The organism is Allocatelliglobosispora scoriae (assembly GCF_014204945.1).
Lineage (GTDB): Bacteria > Actinomycetota > Actinomycetes > Mycobacteriales > Micromonosporaceae > Allocatelliglobosispora > Allocatelliglobosispora scoriae.
The window spans coordinates 1,305,342-1,328,662 of record NZ_JACHMN010000003.1; the positions used below are offsets into that span (position 1 = coordinate 1,305,342).

The following is a 23,321-nucleotide window of genomic DNA, read 5'->3' on the forward strand; positions in this document are numbered from 1 at the left end:
ATGCTGCATCGGATGAACGAGACGGTGATCGGAGTCGGCGGCGATCTTCCCTATGACGTCGTCGTGTCGACCGACCCCTTCGCTGCGCTGCCCCAGATGGTGAAGGGTGCGAGCCGGGTCGCCGTGCTCTTCGCGCCCCCCGTCGCACCGCATGTCGCCAGGGTCGTCCGCACCCTCGCCGACGCCGGGGTCGGCGTCACGGTGATCGAGATCCCGGACGCCGAGGCGGGCAAGACGATCGAGACCGCGCAGCGGGCCTGGGCGCGCCTCGGCGAGGCCGGGTTCACCCGCAACGATGCCGTCGTCGGTGTCGGCGGCGGTGCCGCGACCGACCTGGCCGGCTTCGTCGCCGCCTGCTGGCTGCGCGGCGTGCGCTGGGTGCCGGTCGCGACGAGCGTCGCCGGGATGGTGGACGCCGCCGTCGGCGGCAAGACCGGTGTCAACATCGCGGCCGGCAAGAACCTCGTCGGCGCCTTCCACCCGCCGGCCGGGGTGCTCTGCGTCATCGGTGCGCTCACCACCCTGCCCGGTCCGCAGCTCCGCGCGGGCCTCGCCGAGGTGGTCAAGGGCGGCTTCATCGCCGATCCGCGCATCCTGGAGCTGATCGAGGCCGATCCGGCCGCGGCCGTCGACCCGACCGGGTCCGTGCTGCGCGAACTGGTCGAGCGGAAGGTACGCGTGAAGGCGCACGTCGTCTCCGAGGACCTGCGGGAATCCGGTCTGCGGGAGATCCTCAATTACGGACACACCCTCGGCCACGCCATCGAGAAGTCGGAGCGCTACCGGTGGCGCCACGGCGACGCGGTGTCCGTCGGGCTGATGTACGCGGCGATCCTCGGTCGGCGTACCGGCCGGGTGGATGTCGTGGACCGCATGCGCGCGATCCTGACATCGCTGGACCTGCCGGTGACCTACCGCCCGGACGCGTGGGAGCCGCTGCTCGCCGCGATGCGGGTCGACAAGAAGGCCCGCGGCGCCGCGCTGCGCTTCGTGCTGCTCAACGCCGTCGCCGCACCGGAGACGGTCCAGATCGACGACGAGGGCCTCCTGCGCGAGGCCTACGAGGAGCTGACCGGCCCGTGAAGGTTTTCGTGCTCAACGGTGTCAACCTGGGGCGCCTGGGCACCCGGCAGATCGACGTCTACGGCGTGACGACCTACGCGGCGCTCGTGGAGAGCTGCGTGGAGCTCGGTGCCGAGCTCGGGCTCGACGTGGAGTGCCGGCAGACCGACATCGAGGGCGAGATGGTCCGCTGGCTGCACGAGGCGGCCGACGAGCGGGCTGCGGTGGTGCTCAACCCGGCCGCGTGGACCCACTACTCGATCGCGCTGCGCGACGCGTGCGCCATGCTCAACGGCCCGCTGGTGGAGGTGCACATCTCCAACGTCCACGCGCGCGAGGAGTTCCGCAGGCACTCGGTCATCTCGGCCGTCGCGACGGGCGTCATCGCCGGTCTGGGCGTCGACGGCTACCTGCTCGCGCTGCGTCACATCGCCGCCCGGCTCGCTGCCGCCGAGTCCTGATCCCGGCGGCCGACGGACTCGGCCGGGCACATGACCTGCGCCACCTGTAAAGTCTTATGCACTGTTCTTTTTTAATTGATCTTTATGGGAGTCAGGCAGTGGCCACCACGAACGACCTCAAAAACGGCATGGTGCTCAATCTCGACAACGCGCTCTGGTCCGTCGTCGAGTTCCAGCACGTCAAGCCTGGTAAGGGACCGGCGTTCGTGCGCACGACCCTGAAGCACGTGCTCTCCGGCAAGGTGGTCGACAAGACCTTCAACGCGGGCACCAAGGTCGAAACCGCCAACGTCGACAAGCGCGACATGCAGTACCTCTACAAGGACGGCGAAGACTTCGTCTTCATGGACCTCGACACCTACGAGCAGATCCACGTGGGCGCCGTCACGCTCGGCGACAATGTGAACTACCTCCTGCCGGAGGCGGAGATCACGGTGGCGATGCACGAGGGCGTCCCGCTCTACGTCGAGCTGCCGACCAGCATCATGGTCGAGGTCACCTACACCGAGCCGGGCCTGCAGGGCGACCGCTCGACCGGTGGCAACAAGCCGGCCACCATCTCGACCGGCGCGACCGTCCAGGTTCCGCTCTTCATCACCACCGGTGAGAAGATCAAGGTCGACACCCGCGACGGCCGTTACCTCGGCCGCTCCTGATGGCTGAGGGCCCCAAGTCGCAGATGCCCGCCCGCCGCAAGGCGCGCAAGCGGGCACTCGACGTGCTCTACGAGTCCGATCTGCGCGACGCCAACATCCTCACCACGCTCGACGCGTACGTGGGGCGCATGGAGAACCCGAAGCCGGAACACCTGCCCTACGCGATCTCGCTGGTCGAGGGGGTGGCTCAGCACCTCGACCGGATCGACGAGCTGATCTCCAGCTATGCCGAGGGCTGGACGATCGAGCGGATGCCGGTCGTGGACCGCAACCTCGCCCGGATCGCCGTCTACGAGCTGCTCTACGTCGAGGAGATCGACGACCCGGTGGCGATCACCGAGGCGGTGGAGCTGGCCAAGGAGCTGTCGACCGACGACTCCCCGCGCTACCTCAACGGCATCCTGGGCCGCATCGCGGACTACGCGCACTGACCCGAGACAGCAGAGAGCGCCGGTACCCCAGGGGGCCGGCGCTCTCTGCTTGCGCTTGTCAGTTGCCGCCGCCGCCGCTGAAGAAGGCGCGCGGGTCGGCCACGAGGACGCCGAGCTCGCCGAGACGCTCCGTCAGCTCCGACGGAGACACGTCGTAGACGATGGCGAGCGCGCGCATGTCGTCCGCGCGGATCGACAGGATCCGGCCGTTGTAGTCACCGCGCTGCTGCTGGATGGCCCGGGCATAGCGGGCGACATAGCCCAGCTCGCTGGAGGTCGACTCGTAGAGCTTCTCCAGGTCGAGCACGATCTTGGTGGCGCGCTCCTCGCTCTGCTTCACCTCGGCGCCGTCGGGGAGCAGCTCCGAGACGGGTACGCGGTAGAAGTCGGCCAGTTCCGCCAGGCGCGACACGGTCACGGCGCGGTCGCCACGCTCGTAGGAGCCGACGACTACCGCCTTCCAGCGGCCGTTCGACTTCTCCTCGACACCCTGGAGCGAGAGGCCTTGCTGCGTCCGGATCGAGCGCAGTCGGGCGCCCAGGGACCTCGAGTACTCCGTCGACATCTGCACCCTCCCACAAATGGGGTTCTCCCCAGCGATCGCTACGGAGCGTGACGGTACGGGGGTTATGTCATGTGGTCAAGTGCTGGATGTCCACTTGGTGGAACGTGGTTGCCCGAACGGGCAGTTCACCCCTGCTCCGTGCAGCTCACGGCCGGGTTGGTAGGGTTGCCAAGATTGACAGCAGGATCCAGCAACAACGTCAATACCTTCAGACATCCTTTAACGACCCGTCCAGCGAGGCGGGGAAGGAGGTCAGCCTTGGGCTACCCAAATAAGATCATCCTGTCCGACGTTGACGTGCATCGCGTCGTGGACCGCATAGCTCACCAGATTCTGGAGAAGACCGACGGCGCAGCCGATGTCGTCTTACTCGGTGTAGCGACCCGGGGCGTCCCGCTGGCGCGGCGCCTCGCCGAGCGCATCCATGCCTTCGAGGGCCGCACGCTCCCCGTCGGCACCCTCGACATCACCCTCTACCGCGACGACCTGCGGCACCGGTCACCCCGTGCGCTCGGTCACACCGAGATCCCGCCGGGCGGGCTGGACGGCCGCCGGGTGATCCTCGTCGACGACGTGCTCTTCTCCGGGCGCACGGTCCGGGCCGCGCTCGACGCGCTCAACGACCTGGGCCGGCCCGCCGTCGTCCAGCTCGCCGTCCTCGTCGACCGGGGCCACCGGCAGCTGCCGATCCGGGCCGACTACGTCGGCAAGAACATCCCGACCTCGCTCAGCGAGACCGTGAAGGTGCTGCTGGCCGAGATCGACGGGTGCGACGAGGTCCGGTTGATGGGCGCCGGCGCGAGCCCCGCCGGGCGCGCCGATGACACCGCCAAGGAGGCATCAGCGTGATCAAGCACCTGCTCTCCGCCGCCGACCTCGATGTGGCGACGGCGACCGAGATCCACGACACGGCGGTCGAGATGGCCACCGTCTCGGGGCGCGAGGTCAAGAAGCTGCCCACGCTGCGGGGCCGCACGGTGGTCAACCTCTTCTACGAGGACAGCACCCGGACGCGTACCTCCTTCGAGGTGGCCGCGAAGCGGCTCTCCGCCGATGTGATCAACTTCTCGGCGAAGGGCTCCAGCGTCGAGAAGGGCGAGAGCCTCAAGGACACGGCCTGGACCCTGCAGGCGATGGGGGCCGACGCCGTCGTCATCCGGCACCCGGCCTCGGGCGCGCCGCACCGGCTCACCGGCTGGGTCGACGGCAGCGTGCTCAACGCCGGTGACGGCACCCATGAGCACCCCACCCAGGCCCTGCTCGACACCTTCACCATGCGGCAGCGGCTGGGCCGGATCGCCGGGCTCAACGTCGCGATCGTCGGCGACGTGCTGCACAGCCGGGTGGCCCGCTCCAACACGCTGCTGCTGCACACCCTCGGTGCCAAGGTCACCCTGGTCGGCCCGCCGACCCTGGTGCCGGGCAACTTCGGCGCGCTCACCCCCGATGTCGCGATCAGCTACGACCTCGACGCGGTGCTGCCCGACGCCGACGTGGTGATGATGCTGCGGGTCCAGCAGGAGCGGATGGGCGCGGCCTTCTTCCCCTCGGCCCGCGAATACTCCCGCCGCTACGGCCTCGACGCGGCCCGGATGCGCCGGATGGCCGACCACGCCATCGTCATGCACCCCGGACCGATGAACCGGGGCGTCGAGATCACCTCGGAGGCGGCGGACTCGCCGCGCTCCACCATCGTCGAACAGGTCACCAACGGCGTCAGTGTGCGCATGGCCTGCCTCTATCTCATGCTCGGAGGACGCGCGTGACCGCCTACCTGCTCCAGGGCGTCAGCCTGCTCGGTGCCGCACCGGCCGACCTGCTCATCCGCGACGGCGTGATCGCCGCGGTCAAAGCTACGACTCTGGAAGAGTTGCGGCGATCGTTGACCGGCGACGAGCTGGTGGAGATCGACGCGACCGGCCTCGTCGCCCTGCCCGGCCTGGTGGATCTCCACACCCACCTGCGCGAACCCGGCCGGGAGGACGCCGAGACCGTGCACACCGGCTCGCGGGCCGCGGCGCTCGGCGGCTACACGGCCGTCTGCGCCATGGCGAACACCGCACCCGTCGCCGACACGGCCGGCGTCGTCGAGCAGGTCTTCCGCCTCGGGCGCGAGGCCGGGCTCGTCGACGTGCAGCCGATCGGCGCGGTCACGGTGGGCCTCGCCGGTGAGCGCCTCGCCGAACTCGGCGCGATGGCCGAGAGCGCGGCGACGGTGCGGATCTTCTCCGACGACGGCCACTGCGTGCACGACCCGCGCCTGATGCGCCGAGCGCTGGAGTATGTCAAGGCGTTCGACGGGGTCATCGCGCAGCACGCGGAGGAGCCCCGGCTCACCGAGGGCGCGCAGATGCACGAGGGCGAGGTCTCCGCGCGGCTCGGGCTGGGCGGCTGGCCCGCGGTCGCCGAGGAGGCGATCATCGCCCGCGACGTGCTGCTCGCCGAGCACGTCGGCGCGCGCCTGCACGTCTGCCACGTCTCCACCGCGGGCAGCGTCGAGATCATCCGCCGCGCGAAGGAGCGGGGGGTACGCGTGACCGCCGAGGTCACCCCGCACCATCTGCTGCTGACCCACGAGCTCGCCAGCAGCTACGACCCCGTCTACAAGGTCAACCCGCCGCTGCGGACCGACGCCGACGTGGCCGCCCTGCGGCAGGGCCTGATCGAGGGGGTCATCGACGTCGTCGCCACCGACCACGCCCCGCACGCCGCCCAGGACAAGGAGTGCGAGTGGGCCTACGCCCGCCCGGGCATGCTCGGCCTGGAGACGGCGCTGCCGATCGTGCTCGGCGTCCTGCGCGACGAGTGCGGCTCGGACAGCTGGGAGCTCATCGCCGACCGGATGTCGATCGCGCCGGCCCGGATCGCCGGGCTCGCCGAGCACGGCCGGCCCCTCACGGCGGGCTCGCCCGCCAACCTGACTCTGATCGATCCCGCCGCTCGGATCACCGTCGATCCGCACGCGCTGGCGAGTCTCTCCGCCAACACCCCCTACGCGGGGATGACGTTGCCGGGGCGGATCGTCGCCACGTTCCTGCGCGGTGTGCCGACTGTTCTCGACGGGAAGGTTTGCAAGTGACCAGCAAGGCGATATTGGTTCTCGAGGACGGCCGGACGTTCACCGGCGAGGCCTACGGCGCCGTGGGGGAGACCTTCGGCGAGGCGGTCTTCACCACCGGGATGACCGGCTACCAGGAGACGCTGACCGACCCGTCCTTCCACCGGCAGGTGGTCGTGCAGACGGCGCCGCACATCGGCAACACCGGCGTCAACGGTGAGGACGACGAGTCGGACCGGATCTGGGTCGCGGGCTACGTCGTGCGCGATCCCGCGCGTACCCCCTCGAATTGGCGCTCGACCGGGAGCCTCACCGACCGGCTGGAGCGCGACGGGGTGGTCGGCATCTCCGGGATCGACACCCGGGCACTCACCCGCCACCTGCGCGAACGCGGCTCGATGCGGGTCGGTGTCTCCAGTGTGGAGGACGACCCGCTGGCGCTGCGCGACCGCGTGCTGGCGCAGCCGCCGATGGTCGGCGCGGACCTCTCCGCCGAGGTGACGACCGCCGAGACCTACACGGTCGCCGCGGAGGGCGAGCACCGCTTCACCGTGGCGGCGCTGGATCTCGGCATCAAGCGCAACGTGGCCCGGCGGCTCGCCGCCCGGGGCGTGACCACGCACGTGCTGCCGGCGTCGTCCACCCTGGACGATCTGCTCGCGGTGAGCCCGGACGCGATCTTCTTCTCGCCCGGCCCCGGCGACCCGGCGACCGCCGACCACCCGGTGGCGCTCGCCCGCGAGGTGATGCGGCGGCGGATCCCGCTGTTCGGCATCTGCTTCGGCAGCCAGATCCTGGGCCGCGCCCTGGGTTTCGGCACCTACAAGCTCGGCTACGGCCACCGCGGTGTCAACCAGCCGGTGATGGACCGCACCACCGGCAAGGTCGAGGTGACCAGCCACAACCACGGCTTCGCCGTCGACGCCCCCTTGGATTCGGCGACCGAGACGGAGTTCGGTGCGGTCGAGGTGAGCCACGTCTGCCTCAACGACAACGTCGTCGAGGGCCTGCGCTGCCTCGACGTCCCCGCCTTCACCGTCCAGTACCACCCCGAGGCGGCGGCCGGCACGCACGACGCCGACTACCTCTTCGACCGCTTCGCAGACCTGATCGGAGCCCGCTGATGCCCAAGCGCGACGACATCCAGCATGTCCTGGTGATCGGCTCGGGTCCGATCGTCATCGGCCAGGCCTGCGAGTTCGACTACTCCGGCACCCAGGCCTGCCAGGTCCTGCGTGACGAAGGCATCCGCGTCAGCCTCGTCAACTCCAACCCCGCGACGATCATGACCGACCCCGAGTACGCCGACGCCACCTACATCGAGCCGATCACCACCGAGTTCCTCACCAAGGTGATCGAGCGCGAGCGCCCTGACGCGATCCTGCCGACGCTGGGCGGGCAGACGGCGCTCAACGCCGCCGTGGCCCTGCACGACGCGGGCATCCTCAAGCAGTACAACGTCGAGCTGATCGGCGCCAACATCGAGTCGATCAACCGGGGCGAGGACCGCCAGCTCTTCAAGGGCGTCGTCGCGACGGCGGCGGCGAAGATCGGCATGACCGGTCCGCTCGTGCCGCGCAGCCGGGTCTGCCACTCGATGGCGGAGGTCCGCGAGACCGTCGCCGACCTGGGCCTGCCGGTCGTCATCCGACCGAGCTTCACCATGGGCGGCCTCGGCTCCGGCATGGCGCACACCGACGCGCAGCTCGACCTCATCGCGGGTTCCGGCCTCGCCGCCTCCCCGGTGACCGAGGTTCTCATCGAGGAGAGCGTGCTCGGCTGGAAGGAGTATGAACTGGAGCTGATGCGCGACCGGCACGACAACGTGGTGGTCGTCTGCTCCATCGAGAACATCGACCCGATGGGCGTGCACACCGGCGACTCGGTGACCGTGGCCCCCGCGATGACGCTCACCGACCGCGAATACCAGGTCATGCGCGACCTCGGCATCGCCGTGCTGCGCGAGGTCGGCGTCGACACCGGCGGCTGCAACATCCAGTTCGCGATCGAGCCGTCGACCGGCCGGATCGTCGTCATCGAGATGAACCCCCGGGTCTCCCGGTCCAGCGCGCTGGCGAGCAAGGCGACCGGCTTCCCGATCGCGAAGATCGCGGCGAAGCTGGCGATCGGCTACACCCTGGACGAGATCGCCAACGACATCACCAAGGAGACCCCGGCGGCCTTCGAGCCGACGCTGGACTACGTCGTGGTGAAGATCCCGCGCTTCGCGTTCGAGAAGTTCCCCGGTGCCGACGCCGAGCTCACCACCACGATGAAGTCGGTCGGCGAGGCGATGAGCCTGGGCCGCACCTTCACCGAGGCGCTCGGCAAGGCGATGCGGTCGATGGAGACGAAGGCGTCGGGCTTCTGGACCACCGCCGACCTCTACACGGACAAGGAAGCGGCCCTGACCGCTCTCGCGGTGCCGCACGACGGGCGGCTCTACACCGTCGAGGCGGCGCTGCGCCACGGCGCCACGATCGACGAGGTGCACACGGCGTCGGGCGGCATCGACCCGTGGTTCATCGACCAGATCCTGTCGCTGGTGGAGCTGCGGACCGCGATCGTGGACGCGCCGGTGCTCGACGCCGACCTGATGCGCCGGGCCAAGCGGTCCGGCGTCTCCGACCGGCAGCTCGCGGCGCTACGGCCCGAGTTCGCGGGGGAGGACGGCGTCCGTTCGCTGCGGCAGCGCCTCGGCATCCGGCCGGTCTTCAAGACCGTCGACACGTGCGCGGCGGAGTTCCGGGCACTCACGCCCTACCACTACTCGACCTATGAGGAGGAGACCGAGGTCGCGCCGAGCGACCGGCCGAAGGTCATCATCCTCGGGTCGGGGCCGAACCGGATCGGCCAGGGCATCGAGTTCGACTACAGCTGTGTGCACGCCGTCATGGCGCTCCGCCCGCAGTACGAGACCGTCATGGTCAACTGCAACCCGGAGACGGTCTCGACCGACTACGACACCGCCGACCGGCTCTACTTCGAGCCGCTCACCTTCGAGGACGTGCTGGAGGTCTACCACTCCGAGCACAGCTCCGGCCTCGCCGCCGGCGGCCCCGGCGTCGTGGGCGTGATCGTGCAGCTCGGCGGGCAGACCCCGCTGGGGCTGGCGCAGCGGCTCAAGAACGCGGGCCTGCCGATCGTCGGCACCTCGCCGGAGTCGATCCACCTCGCCGAGGACCGGGGCGCCTTCGGCGCGCTGCTCGCCGAGGCGGGGCTGCGCGCACCGGCCCACGGCACCGCCACCAGCTACGACGAGGCGAAGAAGATCGCCGACGAGGTGGGCTACCCGGTGCTGGTCCGGCCGTCCTACGTGCTCGGCGGGCGCGGCATGGAGATCGTCTACGACGACGAGACGCTGCGGGGCTACATCACCCGGGCCACCGACATCTCGCCCGAGCACCCGGTGCTCGTCGACCGGTTCCTCGACGACGCGATCGAGATCGACGTCGACGCGCTCTGCGACTCCACCGGCGAGGTCTACATCGGCGGCGTGATGGAGCACATCGAGGAGGCGGGCATCCACAGTGGTGACTCGTCCTGCACGCTGCCGCCGATCACGCTCGGCGCCTCGCACCTCGCCGCGGTGCGGAGCTTCACCGAGAAGATCGCGCGCGGGATCGGCGTCCTGGGCCTGCTCAACATCCAGTTCGCCCTCAAGGACGACGCGCTCTACGTGCTCGAGGCCAACCCGAGGGCGTCGCGGACCGTCCCGTTCGTGTCGAAGGCAACCGCCGTACCGCTGGCGAAGGCGGCGGCCCGGATCATGCTCGGCGCGACCATCGCCGAGCTGCGGGCCGAGGGCATGCTGCTCACGACGGGTGACGGCGGGCTGCTGCCCGATCACGCGCCGGTCGCGGTGAAGGAGGCGGTGCTGCCCTTCAAGCGGTTCCGCACCCCGTCCGGCAAGGGCGTCGACTCGCTGCTCGGCCCGGAGATGAAGTCGACCGGCGAGGTGATGGGGATCGACATCGCCTTCGGCCAGGCCTTCGCGAAGTCGCAGGCGGCCGCGTACGGCTCGCTGCCGACGAGCGGCAAGATCTTCGTCTCGGTCGCCAACCGCGACAAGCGCGGCATGATCTTCCCGATCAAGCGCCTCGCCGACCTCGGCTTCACCATCGTCGCGACCGAGGGCACCGGCGAGGTGCTGCGCCGCCACGGGATCGACTGCGAGATCGTGCACAAGCACTACGAGCACCGCGACAAGCGCGACGCGGTGACGCTCATCCAGACCGGCGAGGTCAAGCTCGTCATCAACACGCCGCAGGGCTCGGGCGCCGGTGCCCGCTCCGACGGCTACGAGATCCGCTCGGCGGCGGTGAGCGCGGACATCCCGTGCATCACCACCGTCCCCGGCGCGGCGGCTGCGGTCATGGGCATCGAGGCCCTGATCCGCGGCGACATGACGGTTCGCCCCCTGCAGGAGCTGCACGTCGCTCTGCGACCGGAACTGGCGTAACTCTCCAGCGCTGGCACGAGCAGTGACCGAGCGAAGCGAGGGAGCCCCGCCGGGCGCGCCGGAGACAGCCTTCCAGCGCGCCCGCCGCGGGGTAAGTCAAGAAAGGCAAGACCTGTGAGCTTCTTTGAAAAGATCGTCCGACCGGTTCTCTTCCGGACCGGTGGCGGGGACGCGGAGACGGCCCACGAGGCCACCCTGCACCGCCTGTCGGGCATCGCGTCCAAGCCGAAGGCTCTCGACGCCTTGCGCAGCCGCTACGCGGTCGCCAAGCCGGTCACCGTCTTCGGCGTCGACTTCCCCAACCCCGTCGGCCTCGCCGCCGGCATGGACAAGAACGGTGTCGCCCTGCCCGCGTGGCCCGCGCTGGGCTTCGGCTTCACCGAGCTCGGCACGGTCACCGCGCGGCCGCAGCCGGGCAACGACAAGCCCCGCCTCTTCCGCGCCGTCGCGAGCGAGGCCGTCATCAACCGGATGGGCTTCAACAACGACGGCGCCGACGCGGTGGCCGAACGCCTCCGCGCGCTGCTCGGCACCCCCGCCGGGCGCCCCGGCACCATCGACAACCCGACCAACCTGATCCGCGACCGGGCCCCCGGCGAGCTGCCGCCGCTCGCGAGCGCGCTGGGCCTGCGCGCCCCGCTCGGCATCAGCATCGGCAAGTCCAAGGTGACGCCGCTCGACGATGCGATCGGCGACTACGTCTACAGCGCGCGGCTGCTGCGCCCGTTCGCGGACTACCTCGCGGTCAACGTCTCCTCGCCCAACACGCCCGGCCTGCGCGAGCTGCAGGACCGTCGGCACCTCACGGATCTGCTGGGCGAGCTCACCAAGATCGCGGCGGGTACGCCGGTCCTGGTCAAACTGGCACCCGACCTCACCGACACCGCCATCGCCGAGCTGCTCTCGGTCTGCGCCGCGCACAACGTCGCCGGGGTGATCGCGACCAACACCACGCTGTCGCGGGAGGGCCTCGACCCGGCGGACGCCGCGCTCGGCGCCGAGGCGGGCGGCCTGTCGGGCCGGCCGCTCACCGAGCGGGCCCGCAAGGTCGTCTCCTTCATCCACGCCGAGACGAGCGGCAAGCTGCCGATCATCGGTGTCGGCGGGGTCATGTCGTCCGACGACGCGGCCCGCCTCTTCGACGCCGGTGCCAGCCTGGTGCAGCTCTACACCGGATTCATCTACCACGGCCCGGGCCTGACCAGGGCCGTCGCTTCGTTGCCGGTGCGCTGATGAGCGCCGGCGCGGCGACCGGCTTCCCGCCGGGTGTGCCGGACGGGTCAGCCGGCGCGAGGAGTGCGGGGAGCACGGCGACCGGAGCCCCGCGGCGCGCGCCGGAAGGGCAGCTGGATCCTGAGCTCGTCCTGAAGCTGGACCGGGAGCACGTCTGGCACCCCTATGGCCCGATGCCCGGGATGCGGGACCCGCTCGTCGTCGCCTCGGCGGCGGGGGCGACCCTCACCCTCGCCGACGGCCGGGAGCTGGTCGACGGCATGTCGAGCTGGTGGGCGGCGATCCACGGATACCGCCACCCTGTGCTCGACGCCGCCGCCGTGGACCAGCTGGGCCGGATGAGCCACGTCATGTTCGGCGGGCTCACCCACGAACCGGCCGTCCGCCTGGCCCGCACGCTCGTCGAGATCACCCCGCCGGGACTGGAGCACGTCTTCCTCGCCGACTCGGGCTCGGTGAGCGTGGAGGTGGCGATCAAGATGTGCCTGCAGTACTGGCGGTCCGTCGGCCGCCCCGCCAAGCAGCGCCTGCTCACCTGGCGCGGCGGCTATCACGGCGACACGTTCCACCCGATGAGCGTCTGCGACCCCGAGGGCGGCATGCACCACCTGTGGGGCGGCGTGCTGCCCCGGCAGGTCTTCGCCCCGATCCCGCCGGTCGAGTTCGCACAGTCCTACGTGGACGACCTGGCGGCGACGCTGGCCGAGTGCGCCGACGAGGTGGCGGCGATCATCGTCGAGCCGGTGGTGCAGGGCGCGGGCGGGATGCGCTTCCACGACCCGGCGTACCTGCGGGCGCTGCGGGAGCTCTGCGACACCCACGACGTGCTGCTCGTCTTCGACGAGATCGCGACCGGCTTCGGGCGGACCGGGGAGCTCTTCGCCGCCGACCACGCGGGCGTGACGCCGGACGTGATGTGCCTGGGCAAGGCGCTGACCGGCGGCTACCTGACCCTCGCCGCGACGCTCTGCACGACGCGGGTGGCACAGGGCATCTCCCGGGGTGCCGTACCGGTGCTGGCTCACGGGCCGACCTTCATGGGCAACCCGCTCGCCTGTGCGGTCGCCAGCGCCTCCATCGAGCTGCTGCTCGCCGCACCGTGGCGGGCCACGGTGGCGGGGATCAGCGCCGGTCTGCGGGCCGGTCTGGAGCCGGCCAGGCGGCTGCCCGGCGTCCTTGACGTGCGCGTTCTCGGCGCGATCGGGGTGATCCAGCTCGATCACGAGGTGGAGATGGCGGCCGCGACCGCCGCAGCGGTGGACGCCGGTGTGTGGCTGCGCCCCTTCCGGGATCTGATCTATGCGATGCCGCCCTATGTCGTCACGCAGAGTGAGTTGGAGCGGATCACCGACGCGATGGTGGCGGCGGCGAAAGCGTGTCCGCCTAAACACCTGGTCAATCAAGTGAGTCGGAGAGAGGGATCTTGATGGAGGCCTTTGGTACGCGGCTGCACCGGGCGATGGCCGAACGGGGACCACTGTGTGTAGGGATCGATCCGCATCCGCAGTTGCTCGCCGCATGGGGGCTGCCAGACGACGTGAGCGGTCTCGAACGGTTCAGCCGAACGGTGGTTGATGCAATAGCCGATCGGGTGGCTGCGGTTAAACCTCAGTCCGCTTTCTTCGAGAGATTTGGCTCACATGGGGTGGCCATTCTTGAGTCAACTATCCGACAGCTGAAGGAGGCCGGAGCGCTTGTCATTCTCGATGTGAAGCGGGGAGACATCGGCTCGACGATGGCGGCGTATGCCTCGGCCTACCTTGAGCCATCGAGCCCGCTCTATGTTGACGCGATCACTGTCAGTCCCTTCCTCGGTGTCGGCTCGCTCGCTCCGGTCTTCGACACGGCGCACAAGCACGGTGGCGGAGCCTTCGTTCTGGCGCTCACCTCCAACCCCGAGGGGCCGCAGGTGCAGCACGCCAGGACGGTCGGCGGGCGAACGGTCGCTCAGGAGATCATCGACGAGATTTCCCAGCTCAACGGGGGTGTTGAACCGCTCGGTAGCATCGGTGCGGTGGTCGGTGCCACCATCGGTGACACCGGTCACGACCTCTCCCGGATGGGCGGCCCCTTCCTCGTGCCGGGGCTCGGTGCGCAGGGCGGACAGCCCGCGGATCTCGCCGCCGTCTTCGGGGATCGCATCGATGCCGTTCTTCCCTCTTACTCCCGTGAGGTGCTGGGTAGCGGGCCGAGCCCGGCCGGGTTGCGAGACGCAACCGAGCGGTCTCTCGATGCCTGCCGGGCGGCACTTGGTGAGCATCGCTAACCACCTCTTCCGCGTGACCCTTTCGTGATCAAGCGCGCCGACGTTGCTGAAAACAGCTCTGACCGCTAGTTTTTCGCCCGCTGGGCAACCACACGGTTCACCGGCGTACCGCACGTAACGCAAGTAACGCTCGCCGGCGACCCCCGCCGGCGTCGAACGGAACGAGCACCGGCCACCGGGCCGGTGCGTGGGACCTGAGGAGAACTGGTGCCGCTCCCCACATTGAGCCCTGAGCAGCGCGCCGCCGCGCTGGAGAAGGCCGCTGAGATCCGCAAGGCCCGTGCTGAGCTGAAAGGCGAGCTCAAGCAGGGCAAGACCACCCTGGCCGCGGTCCTGGACCGGGCCGAGGGCGACGATGTTGTCGGCAAGCTCAAGGTGTCTGCTGTGCTGCAGGCGCTGCCGGGCATCGGCAAGATCCGTGCCACCCAGATCATGGAGAAGCTGAAGATCGCCGACAGCCGCCGCCTGCGCGGCCTGGGCGACCAGCAGCGCAAGGCTCTCCTGGCGGAGTTCGCCAACTGAGGTTGGTCGTCGACCGATGAAACGACCGGGGCGCGAGGCGCTCCGGTCGTTTCATCGTTGTAAAGACTGGCGGCACGGAGTGTGAGATGTGCCGGGTACCCGCGACTTGATCATCCGGATTCGGTAGAAACTAACCGTGAGCATGGGCGACGCTGAGACGATGGATGACTTTCCGACCGACTCCGAGAACCGAGCTGTCCGACTGACCGTGCTCTCCGGCCCGTCGGGGGTGGGCAAGGACAGTGTCATCGAGTTGGTCAGGGCCAGGTCACCGTGGGTCTGGCTCTCCGTCTCGGTGACGACACGCCGCAAGCGCGACTACGAGGTCGACGGCGTGCACTACCACTTCGTCGACCGTTCGGGCTTCGAGCGACTCGTCGACGGCGGGCAGCTGCTGGAGTGGGCCGAGTTCGCGGGCAACCTCTATGGCACGCCGCGCGGGCCCGTCGAGGCCCGGCTCGCCAACGGCACCCCCGCCCTGCTGAAGATCGACATTCAGGGCGCGCGCCAGGTCAGGTCGACGATGCCCGACGCCCAGCTCGTCTTCCTCGCCCCGCCCAGCGTCGCCGAGCTCAAGCGCCGGCTCGTCGGCCGGGGCACCGACGACGAGGAGACGATCATCCGCCGGCTCAAGCACGCCGACGAGGAGCTCGCCTCCGAAGCGGAGTTCGACGTCACCGTGGTGAACGACTTCGTCGAAAGGGCTGCGGAAGAGTTGGTAGGATTGCTCGGTTCGCGCCTAGCGCCCGTCCGGGCGCGTTTGTGACGCGTTTTTAGATATCGCTAAGGATTGTGATCGTGGCCGCCACTGTCGCCAACCCAGAAGGCATCACCAACCCGCCGATCGACGAACTGCTCGAGAAGACCTCCTCGAAGTACGCTCTGGTGATCTTCGCCGCTAAGCGCGCGCGCCAGGTGAATGCCTACTACTCCCAGCTGGGCGAGGGTCTGCTGGAGTACGTCGGACCGCTGGTGGAGACGACGCCGCAGGAGAAGGCGCTCTCGATCGCCATGCGTGAGATCAACGCCGGTCTGCTCGTCGCCGAGCCCACCGAGGGTTAGAAACCCTCCCATGGCCGCCATCGTGCTCGGTGTCAGCGGTGGCATCGCCGCCTACAAGGCGTGTGAGCTGCTGCGGCTGCTGACCGAGTCTGGGCACCGCGTTCGCGTGGTGCCCACGGCGGCGGCCCTGAGGTTCGTGGGCGCGCCGACCTGGGAGGCGCTCTCGGGCCAGCCCGTTCAGCACGACGTCTTCACCAATGTGAGCGATGTTCCGCACGTGGCCCTGGGCCAGGGTGCCGACCTCGTCCTGGTGGCCCCCGCCACCGCCGACCTGCTCGCGAAGGCCGCACACGGCATCGCCGACGATCTGCTCACCAACACGCTGCTCACGGCGCGCTGCCCGGTCGTCTTCGCCCCGGCGATGCACACCGAGATGTGGGAGCACCCCGCCACCACCGACAACGTCGCGACGCTGCGGCGCCGGGGTGCCGTCGTGATCGATCCCGCCGTCGGGCGCCTCACCGGCGCCGACACCGGCCGGGGCCGCCTGCCCGATCCCGCCGAGATCTTCCGGATCGCCCGCCGGGTGCTCGCCCGGGGTTCGCTCACCCCCGACCTCGCCGGTCGCCACGTCGTCGTCACGGCGGGCGGCACCCGCGAGCCGCTGGACCCGGTGCGCTTCCTCGGCAACCGCTCCTCCGGCAAGCAGGGCTACGCCTTCGCGACCGCCGCCGTCGCCCGCGGTGCCAAGGTGACCCTGATCTCAGCGAACGTCTCGCTCGCCCCGCCCGCCGGGGTCGATCTGGTGCCCGTCGGCTCCACCGCCGAGCTGCGCGAGGCGACGCTGCTCGCCGCCGTGCGGGCCGACGCGGTGGTGATGGCCGCCGCACCGGCCGACTTCCGGCCCGCGACCGTCGCCGATCAGAAGATCAAGAAGGCGGCGGACGGCGTCACCCCCGTGATCGAGCTGGTCACCAACCCCGACATCGCCGCCGAGCTCGGCGCCGCCAAGCCGCCCGGCCAGGTGCTCGTCGCCTTCGCCGCCGAGACGCAGGACGCGCTGGCGCACGGCACCGAGAAGCTCCGCCGCAAGCGCGCGGACCTGATCGTGATCAACGAGGTCGGCGTCGACAAGGTCTTCGGCCACGACGACACCTCCGTCACCGTCCTGGATGCTGACGGATCAACGACACATCTCACCGACCGACCCAAGGATGAGGTCGCCGACGCCGTGTGGGATATCGTCGCCGAGCGCTGGAAACGGCAATGAGCCCTATTAACGCACGATTAAGCAGTGTCCTGCCCCGTGGAAAGCGGGCATGTTAGGTGGGTGCCACTGCTGGGAGCTGGCTACACTCCCCGCTAGTCGCATGAGCCGCGCACCGTCATAGAACACGAGATAACACCTAGGGAGTACCGTGGCACGCCGCCTCTTCACCTCTGAATCGGTCACTGAGGGCCACCCGGACAAGATCGCTGACCAGATCAGCGACGGCATCCTCGACGCCCTGATCGGCGCGGACCCGCGTAGCCGGGTCGCGGTCGAGACGCTGATCACCACCGGCCAGGTCCACGTCGCCGGTGAGGTCACCACGAGCGCGTACGCGGACATCGCCGCCATCGTGCGCGAGACGATCCTCGGCATCGGCTACGACTCGTCGAAGAAGGGCTTCGACGGCGCCTCGTGTGGCGTGAGTGTCTCCATCGGCTCGCAGTCGCCCGACATCGCGCAGGGCGTCAACACCGCGATCGAGCAGCGTGAGGGCGGTGCGGGCGACGCGCTGGACTCGCAGGGCGCCGGCGACCAGGGCATGATGTTCGGCTTCGCCTGCTCGGAGACCCCCGAGCTGATGCCGCTGCCGATCGCGCTCGCCCACCGCCTGGCCCGCCGCCTGACCGCCGCCCGCAAGGAGGGGATCATCCCCTACCTGCGTCCCGACGGTAAGACCCAGGTCACGATCGAGTACGACGGTCTCAAGCCGGTCCGGCTCAACACGGTCGTCGTCTCCTCGCAGCACGCGCCCGACATCTCGCTGGAGTCGCTGCTCACGCCCGACGTCCGCGAGCACGTCATCGCGCCCGAGCTGGAGGCGCTCGGCCTCGAGACCGACGGCTACAAGCTGCTCGTCAACCCGACCGGCCGTTTCGAGATCGGCGGCCCGATGGGCGACGCCGGCCTCACCGGTCGCAAGATCATCGTCGACACCTACGGCGGCTACGCCCGCCACGGTGGCGGCGCCTTCTCCGGCAAGGACCCGTCGAAGGTCGACCGCTCGGCCGCCTACGCGATGCGCTGGGTCGCCAAGAACGTCGTCGCCGCCGGTCTCGCCGAGCGTTGCGAGGTCCAGGTGGCCTACGCGATCGGCAAGGCACACCCGGTCAGCCTCTTCGTCGAGACCTTCGGCACGGAGACCGTCCCGGTCGCCCTGATCGAGAAGGCGATCAACGAGGTCTTCGACCTCCGCCCCGCCGCGATCATCCGTGACCTGGACCTGCTGCGCCCGATCTACCAGCAGACCGCCGCCTACGGCCACTTCGGCCGGGAGCTGCCCGACCTGACCTGGGAGCGCACCGACCGCGTCTCGCAGCTCAAGGGCGCCATCTCCTAGGTCACTGTGCGAACATCTGTTCGTGCCACCACGTAAGCGCCGCGACCGGCAGCCCGCAGCAGGGTTGCCGGTCGCTCGCGTCTGCGTGGACCTGCCGCTGCCGCACCTGGACCGGCTCTTCGACTACCTCGTCCCCGAGGACCTCGACGACGTCGCCCGGCCCGGCGTGCGGCTGAAGGTGCGCTTCTCCGGCCAGCTCGTCGACGCGTGGCTGCTGGAGCGGGTCGCCGACAGCGAGCACCCGAAGCTCGCCTACCTGGAGAAGGTCGTCTCCGGCGAGCCCGTGCTGAGCGCCGAGATCGCGCGGCTCGCCCGGGAGGTCGCCGACCGCTATGCCGGCAGTCTCGCCGATGTCCTGCGCCTCGCCGTCCCGCCCCGCCACGCGGCGGCCGAGAAACCCCCCAAGACACCAACTCTTGAAGAGTTGCCCCCATCCCCACCGGCGGACCCCGCGGACCCTGCAGAGCCCGCCGACCCGTCCCGTCACGTTTTGCAGCAAAGCGTGGCCTCCGACCCCCTCCAAGACCACGCTTTGCTGCAAAACGTGACGGGGACCGTGCCCGCGGGCCGGGCTGGCCGGGTCGGCGGTGCCGGCGGGGCGGGGTGGGGGCGGTACGCGGCGGGGGAGGCCTATCTGCGGGCGCTCGCCGACGGGCGGGCACCGCGGGCGGTGTGGTCGGCGGCGCCGGGGGAGGACTGGCCCGCGCGGCTGGCCGAGGCGATCGCGGTCACCGTCGAGAGTGGACGGGGTGCCGTCGCGGTCGTCGCCGATGCGCGGGACCTGGACCGGCTCGATGAGGCGCTGACCGTTCGGTTCGGCGGCGGCGACCGGCACGTGGCGTTGAGCGCGGCACTCGGTCCGGCGGAGCGGTACCGGCGGTTTCTCCGGGCCAGCCGCGGTGAGGTTTCTGCCGTCATCGGCAACCGGGCCTCGGCCTTCGCGCCGGTCGCCGCGCTCGGCTTCGTGGCGATCTGGGACGACGGCGACGACCTGCACTCGGAGCAGCGCTCTCCCTACCCGCACGCTCGGCAGACGCTGCTCAACCGGGCGCAGCTGGCGGAGGCGGCGGTGCTGGTGGCGGGCTTCACGCGTACCGCCGAGGGGCAACAGCTCGTGGAGTCGGGCTGGGCGCGCGAGATCAACCCGGGGCGCGACGAGGCCCGGCGGATCGTGGTGCAGACGGCCGACGACCGGCAGCTCGCCCGCGACCCGGCGGCGGTCTCGGCGCGGCTGCCGAGCGTGGCCTGGGAGGCGGCCCGGGAGTCGCTGCGGGCGGGCGCGCCGGTGCTGGTGCAGGTGCCCCGGCGCGGCTACCTGCCGAGCGTCGCCTGCCAGGACTGCCGGGAGCGGGCCCGCTGCCCGCACTGCGCCGGTCCGCTGGCCCTGACCAGCTCGCAGAGCATCGCCGAGTGCCGCTGGTGCGCTCGGCCCGCCGGTGGCTACACCTGTCCGCGCTGCGGCGGTCGGCGGTTGCGTGCCTCGGTGACCGGCGTCCGCCGCACCGCCGAGGAGATGGGCCGGGCGCTGCCCGGATACACGGTGCGCACGTCGGGGCGGGACGGCGTCCTGCCCACCGTCACGAACGAGCCCGCCCTGGTGCTGGCGACGCCGGGCGCGGAGCCGGTCGCCGAGGGCGGCTACGGTGCCGTGCTGCTCCTGGACACCTGGGCGCTGCTGACCCGGGCCGATCTGCGCGCGGGCGAGGAGGCGCTGCGGCGCTGGATGAACGCCGCAGCGCTGGCCCGCCCGGGGGGCCGGGTGATCGTCGTCGCCGACGGTTCGCTCGTCGTCGTGCAGGCCCTGATGCGCTGGGACGCGGCCTGGCTCGCCGCCCGTGAGCTGGCCGAACGCCGTGAGCTGGGCTTCCCGCCCGCAGCCCGCTTCGCCTCGCTGACCGGGACGCCCGCCGCCGTCGCCGAGCAGCTCGCGGCGACGCGCCTGCCGACCGGTGCGGACCTGCTCGGGCCGATCGAGCTGCCCGACGGCCAGGAGCGGATGCTCGTCCGGGTGACCCGCTCCCACGCTGCCGAGCTCGCCGCCGCGCTGCATGCGGCGGCCGGTGTCCGCAGCGCCCGCAAGGCACCCGACGCGGTCCGGGTGCAGATGGACCCGCTGGAACTCCTGTAACAACATTCACAAAAGATGTGCTGTTGCCAAAGACTTGCAACAGCGGCAGGATGATCGTCATGAACGTGGCGATGCACATCAGCAACGGCATCATCAACGGCCCGATCTCGCTGGTCTTCGGGCTGGTGGCCGTGTCTGCGATCACCTTCTGCCTGGTCCGGGCCCGCGGCGACCTCAACGACCGGCTGGCGCCGATGGCGGGCCTCGTGGCCGCGTTCATCTTCGCGGTGCAGATGCTCAACTTCCCAGTCCTGCCGGGCGTCAGCGGGCACCTCCTCGGCGGCGCCCTCGCCGCCACCCTCGTCGGCCCCTGGGTCGGCGTGCTCTGCGTCTCGGTCGTGCTGGTGGTGCAGGCGCTCGTCTTCGCCGACGGCGGCATCACCGCGCTCGGGCTCAACATCTTCAACATGGCGCTGCTCGGCACCGCCGTCGGCTACCTGATGGTGATCGCCCTGCTGAAGCTGCTGCCGCGGACCGCTGCGGGAGCGGGCTTCGCCGTCTTCATCGCCTCGGTCGTCAGCGTCACCCTCGCCTCGCAGGGCTTCGTGCTGGAGTATCTCCTCGGCGGCGGGGTCGACCTCACCATCGGCTACGGCAAGATCTCCGCCGTGATGGCCGGGGTGCACTCGCTCATCGGCATCGGTGAGGGGCTGATCGCGGCGGCGACCGTCACGACGGTCGCCAAGGTCCGGCCCGACCTCGTCTACGCGCTGCGCGGCCGAGCCCTGGACGCACCCGGTGCCGTGCGGGGCTCCGCCCGGCCGGTCGTCATCGCCGGGCTCGTCGCCGCGCTGGCGCTCGCGGGCGGGGTCAGCTACTTCGCCTCCTCGGCACCGGACGGGCTCGACGCCACCACGCTGCGCGGCTGCACGCTCAACGACGCGGGCGAGATCATCGGCGGCACCTGCATGGCCCAGTCGGCGCAGGACCACGAGTTCGGCGGCGGCTTCCTCGCCGATTACGGCATCAACGGGATCGACGGCACGGTCGGCATCGCCGGGGTGATCGGCGTGCTGCTCACCTTCGCCGTCGGCCTCGGCATCGCCTGGACGATCCGGCGCCGCCGGGCCCACGCGGCCCTGCCGAGCACCCCGGTCGGCGGCTGACGGATGGGAGCGGGGCACCTCCACCCGATGTTCGTGCACCGGCACTCGCCGGTGCACCACCTCGCACCCGAGGCGAAGGTGGTCGCGGCGGTGCTCTGCACCATCGTCGTGGTGGCGACCCCGCGGACGGCGCTCTGGGCGTTCGCGGGTTACGCCGTGCTCATCGCCGCCATCGCGGTGCTGGCGCGGATCCCGGCCGGGTGGCTGGCGCGGCGCAGCATGATCGAGCTGCCGTTCGTGCTGACGGCGGTGCTGCTGCCGTTCCTGACGGCCGGGCCGACGGTGCGGGTGCTCGGCATGGACCTGGCGGTCGACGGGCTCTGGGCGGGGTGGAACATCCTGGTGAAGGGTGCGCTGGGCGTACTCATCGCGTTGTTGCTCGCCGCGACCACCCTGCCGCGTGACCTGATCATCGGCCTGGACCGGCTGCGGGCCCCGACCGCGATCACCCAGATCGCCCTGTTCATGCTGCGCTACCTCGACGTGCTCGCCGACGAGGCGAAGCGGATGCGGATCGCGCGGATCTCGCGCCTCGACGACCCGCGCTTCCTGTGGCAGCTGCGCGGATTCGCGGCCGGGATCGGCACCCTCTTCCTGCGCGCCTTCGAGCGCGGCGAGCGCGTCTACCTCGCGATGAAGTCGCGCGGCTACACCGGCAGGATGCCCGCCGCGCTGCACGCCGACGGCACCGCGACGGCGCGGCAGTGGATGGCCGCGGCGATCCCGCCGGTCGCCGCCGCGGCGATCATGGTGTGCGGCAGGCTGTACGCATGACCGCGCTCCAGCTCACCGACGTCCGGTACGCCTACCCCGACGGCCACCGTGCCCTGCACGGGGTCGACCTGCAGATCGCCGAGGGCGAGCGGGTGGCGCTGCTCGGCCCCAACGGCGCGGGCAAGACCACGCTGGTGCTGCACCTCAACGGCATCCTGCCGACGCCCAACCTGCCCGGCGCCACCGGCACCGTGCGGATCGGCGACACCGTCGTCAACCCGCGCGACCGGGCCGGGCTCGCCGAGGTGCGCCGCCGGGTCGGCCTCGTCTTCCAGGACCCCGACGACCAGCTCTTCCTGCCGACCGTGCGGGAGGACGTCGCGTTCGGCCCGGCCAACCTGGGGCTCAAGGGCGCCGAGCTGGACGCGCGGGTCACCGAGGCGCTGGAGGCCGTCGGCATGACCGAGATGCGCGACCGCGCGCCGCACCACCTCTCGCTCGGGCAGCGACGGCGGGTGGCGGTCGCGACGGTGCTCGCGATGCGCCCCGACCTGCTCGTGCTCGACGAGCCATCGTCCAACATGGACCCGCAGGCGCGCCGGGAACTCGCCGAGATCCTGCTCGCGCTGCCGACGACGATGCTGATGGTCACCCACGACCTGCCCTACGCGCTGCAGCTCTGCCCGCGCTCGGTGATCCTCGACGGCGGCGTGGTGGTGGCCGACGGCCCGACCCGTGAGCTGCTCGCCGACCCGGAGCTGCTGGCGCGGCATCGGCTGGAACTCCCGTTCGGCTTCACGGTCACTGCCTGACCCTGTAGTCGTCTGACCCCTGCCGTTGCCTGGCCCCGGTCACGGTCGCTGCGTGCGGCCCCCCGGCGTGTTCCCTGAATTTTAATGCTGGACACGCCGACGGCCCTTGTCGATCCTGACCTTTGTTGCAGATTCTCCGGCGTGTCCAGCACTAAAATTCAGGGTGGGGGGCATGCACCCGGTGAGTCGGCTACGCGGCGTGAGGGCGGCGGGGCGATCAGTAGACTGACACCG

22 protein-coding genes and 1 pseudogene are annotated in these 23,321 nt (G+C 70.5%); 22 read left to right on the top strand and 1 reads right to left on the bottom strand.

Annotated features, from left to right (window positions below):
- The 4 genes from aroB (at position 1) to nusB (ending at position 2,610) form a co-directional block, all read left to right on the top strand.
- The gene (aroB, locus tag F4553_RS32390; protein WP_376776322.1) at positions 1-1,083 is read left to right on the top strand and encodes a 3-dehydroquinate synthase; all 1,083 of its coding nucleotides are present in this window, start codon (positions 1-3) and stop codon (positions 1,081-1,083) included.
- Entirely contained in the window at positions 1,080-1,523 is a 444-nt protein-coding gene (gene aroQ, locus F4553_RS32395) for a type II 3-dehydroquinate dehydratase (protein ID WP_184843844.1), read from the top strand. The genes aroB and aroQ overlap by 4 nt, the downstream gene beginning before the upstream one ends.
- Before the next feature lie 98 nt (positions 1,524-1,621).
- Positions 1,622-2,179: an elongation factor P gene (gene efp / locus F4553_RS32400; protein WP_184843847.1), complete on the top strand. Its 558-nt coding sequence runs from the start codon at positions 1,622-1,624 to the stop codon at positions 2,177-2,179.
- A 23-nt stretch (positions 2,180-2,202) separates the two neighbouring features.
- The gene (nusB, locus tag F4553_RS32405) at positions 2,203-2,610 is read left to right on the top strand and encodes a transcription antitermination factor NusB (protein ID WP_184847186.1); all 408 of its coding nucleotides are present in this window, start codon (positions 2,203-2,205) and stop codon (positions 2,608-2,610) included.
- A gap of 58 nt (positions 2,611-2,668) precedes the next feature.
- Here nusB and bldD read toward each other — a convergent pair whose 3' ends face one another.
- Positions 2,669-3,175 carry a transcriptional regulator BldD gene (gene bldD / locus F4553_RS32410; RefSeq protein ID WP_184843850.1) on the bottom strand — a complete coding sequence of 169 codons (507 nt, stop codon included), beginning with the start codon at positions 3,173-3,175 and terminating at the stop codon, positions 2,669-2,671.
- A 258-nt stretch (positions 3,176-3,433) separates the two neighbouring features.
- Between bldD and pyrR the strand changes: the two genes are divergently transcribed.
- From pyrR to F4553_RS32495, 18 genes and pseudogenes are all read left to right on the top strand, one after another.
- Positions 3,434-4,024: a bifunctional pyr operon transcriptional regulator/uracil phosphoribosyltransferase PyrR gene (pyrR, locus tag F4553_RS32415; protein ID WP_184843853.1), complete on the top strand. Its 591-nt coding sequence runs from the start codon at positions 3,434-3,436 to the stop codon at positions 4,022-4,024.
- Positions 4,021-4,941: an aspartate carbamoyltransferase catalytic subunit gene (locus F4553_RS32420; protein ID WP_184843856.1), complete on the top strand. Its 921-nt coding sequence runs from the start codon at positions 4,021-4,023 to the stop codon at positions 4,939-4,941. The genes pyrR and F4553_RS32420 overlap by 4 nt, the downstream gene beginning before the upstream one ends.
- The gene (locus F4553_RS32425) at positions 4,938-6,254 is read left to right on the top strand and encodes a dihydroorotase (RefSeq protein WP_184843859.1); all 1,317 of its coding nucleotides are present in this window, start codon (positions 4,938-4,940) and stop codon (positions 6,252-6,254) included. Before F4553_RS32420 ends, F4553_RS32425 begins: the two co-directional genes overlap by 4 nt.
- The gene (gene carA, locus F4553_RS32430; RefSeq protein ID WP_312875473.1) at positions 6,251-7,357 is read left to right on the top strand and encodes a glutamine-hydrolyzing carbamoyl-phosphate synthase small subunit; all 1,107 of its coding nucleotides are present in this window, start codon (positions 6,251-6,253) and stop codon (positions 7,355-7,357) included. The genes F4553_RS32425 and carA overlap by 4 nt, the downstream gene beginning before the upstream one ends.
- A complete protein-coding gene (gene carB / locus F4553_RS32435; protein ID WP_184843866.1) occupies positions 7,357-10,695 on the top strand; it encodes a carbamoyl-phosphate synthase large subunit in 3,339 nt (1,112 codons plus the stop codon). The genes carA and carB overlap by 1 nt, the downstream gene beginning before the upstream one ends.
- A gap of 114 nt (positions 10,696-10,809) precedes the next feature.
- Positions 10,810-11,928, top strand: a complete 1,119-nt coding sequence (locus tag F4553_RS32440; protein WP_184843869.1) for a quinone-dependent dihydroorotate dehydrogenase — start codon at positions 10,810-10,812, stop codon at positions 11,926-11,928.
- A gap of 113 nt (positions 11,929-12,041) precedes the next feature.
- Positions 12,042-13,355 (top strand): adenosylmethionine--8-amino-7-oxononanoate transaminase, encoded by a 1,314-nt coding sequence (locus F4553_RS32445; RefSeq protein WP_281395678.1) that lies wholly within the window; start codon positions 12,042-12,044, stop codon positions 13,353-13,355.
- On the top strand, positions 13,355-14,194 hold the full coding sequence (pyrF, locus tag F4553_RS32450) for an orotidine-5'-phosphate decarboxylase (RefSeq protein WP_184843875.1): 840 nt from the start codon (positions 13,355-13,357) through the stop codon (positions 14,192-14,194). The genes F4553_RS32445 and pyrF overlap by 1 nt, the downstream gene beginning before the upstream one ends.
- Positions 14,195-14,401: 207 nt before the next feature.
- Positions 14,402-14,716, top strand: coding sequence for an integration host factor, actinobacterial type (gene mihF, locus F4553_RS32455; protein ID WP_184843878.1), 315 nt, complete (start codon positions 14,402-14,404; stop codon positions 14,714-14,716).
- Between the two features lie 160 nt (positions 14,717-14,876).
- The gene (gmk, locus tag F4553_RS32460) at positions 14,877-15,482 is read left to right on the top strand and encodes a guanylate kinase (RefSeq protein ID WP_184843881.1); all 606 of its coding nucleotides are present in this window, start codon (positions 14,877-14,879) and stop codon (positions 15,480-15,482) included.
- Positions 15,483-15,514: 32 nt separating this feature from the next.
- Positions 15,515-15,778: a DNA-directed RNA polymerase subunit omega gene (rpoZ, locus tag F4553_RS32465; RefSeq protein ID WP_184843883.1), complete on the top strand. Its 264-nt coding sequence runs from the start codon at positions 15,515-15,517 to the stop codon at positions 15,776-15,778.
- 10 nt (positions 15,779-15,788) lie between these two features.
- Positions 15,789-16,988: a bifunctional phosphopantothenoylcysteine decarboxylase/phosphopantothenate--cysteine ligase CoaBC gene (gene coaBC / locus F4553_RS32470; protein ID WP_184843886.1), complete on the top strand. Its 1,200-nt coding sequence runs from the start codon at positions 15,789-15,791 to the stop codon at positions 16,986-16,988.
- A gap of 148 nt (positions 16,989-17,136) precedes the next feature.
- Entirely contained in the window at positions 17,137-18,327 is a 1,191-nt protein-coding gene (gene metK, locus F4553_RS32475; RefSeq protein WP_184843889.1) for a methionine adenosyltransferase, read from the top strand.
- 85 nt (positions 18,328-18,412) lie between these two features.
- A complete protein-coding gene (locus F4553_RS32480; RefSeq protein WP_184847188.1) occupies positions 18,413-20,455 on the top strand; it encodes a primosomal protein N' in 2,043 nt (680 codons plus the stop codon).
- Between the two features lie 59 nt (positions 20,456-20,514).
- Positions 20,515-21,216: pseudogene (locus F4553_RS40295) on the top strand (energy-coupling factor ABC transporter permease); the annotation flags it as partial.
- Positions 21,199-21,561, top strand: a complete 363-nt coding sequence (locus F4553_RS41380; RefSeq protein WP_312875570.1) for a PDGLE domain-containing protein — start codon at positions 21,199-21,201, stop codon at positions 21,559-21,561. The pseudogene F4553_RS40295 and the gene F4553_RS41380, both read left to right, overlap by 18 nt.
- Before the next feature lie 3 nt (positions 21,562-21,564).
- On the top strand, positions 21,565-22,335 hold the full coding sequence (gene cbiQ / locus F4553_RS32490; protein ID WP_184843892.1) for a cobalt ECF transporter T component CbiQ: 771 nt from the start codon (positions 21,565-21,567) through the stop codon (positions 22,333-22,335).
- Positions 22,332-23,087 carry an energy-coupling factor ABC transporter ATP-binding protein gene (locus F4553_RS32495; RefSeq protein ID WP_184843895.1) on the top strand — a complete coding sequence of 252 codons (756 nt, stop codon included), beginning with the start codon at positions 22,332-22,334 and terminating at the stop codon, positions 23,085-23,087. Before cbiQ ends, F4553_RS32495 begins: the two co-directional genes overlap by 4 nt.
- The last annotated feature ends 234 nt before the right edge of the window (positions 23,088-23,321 follow it).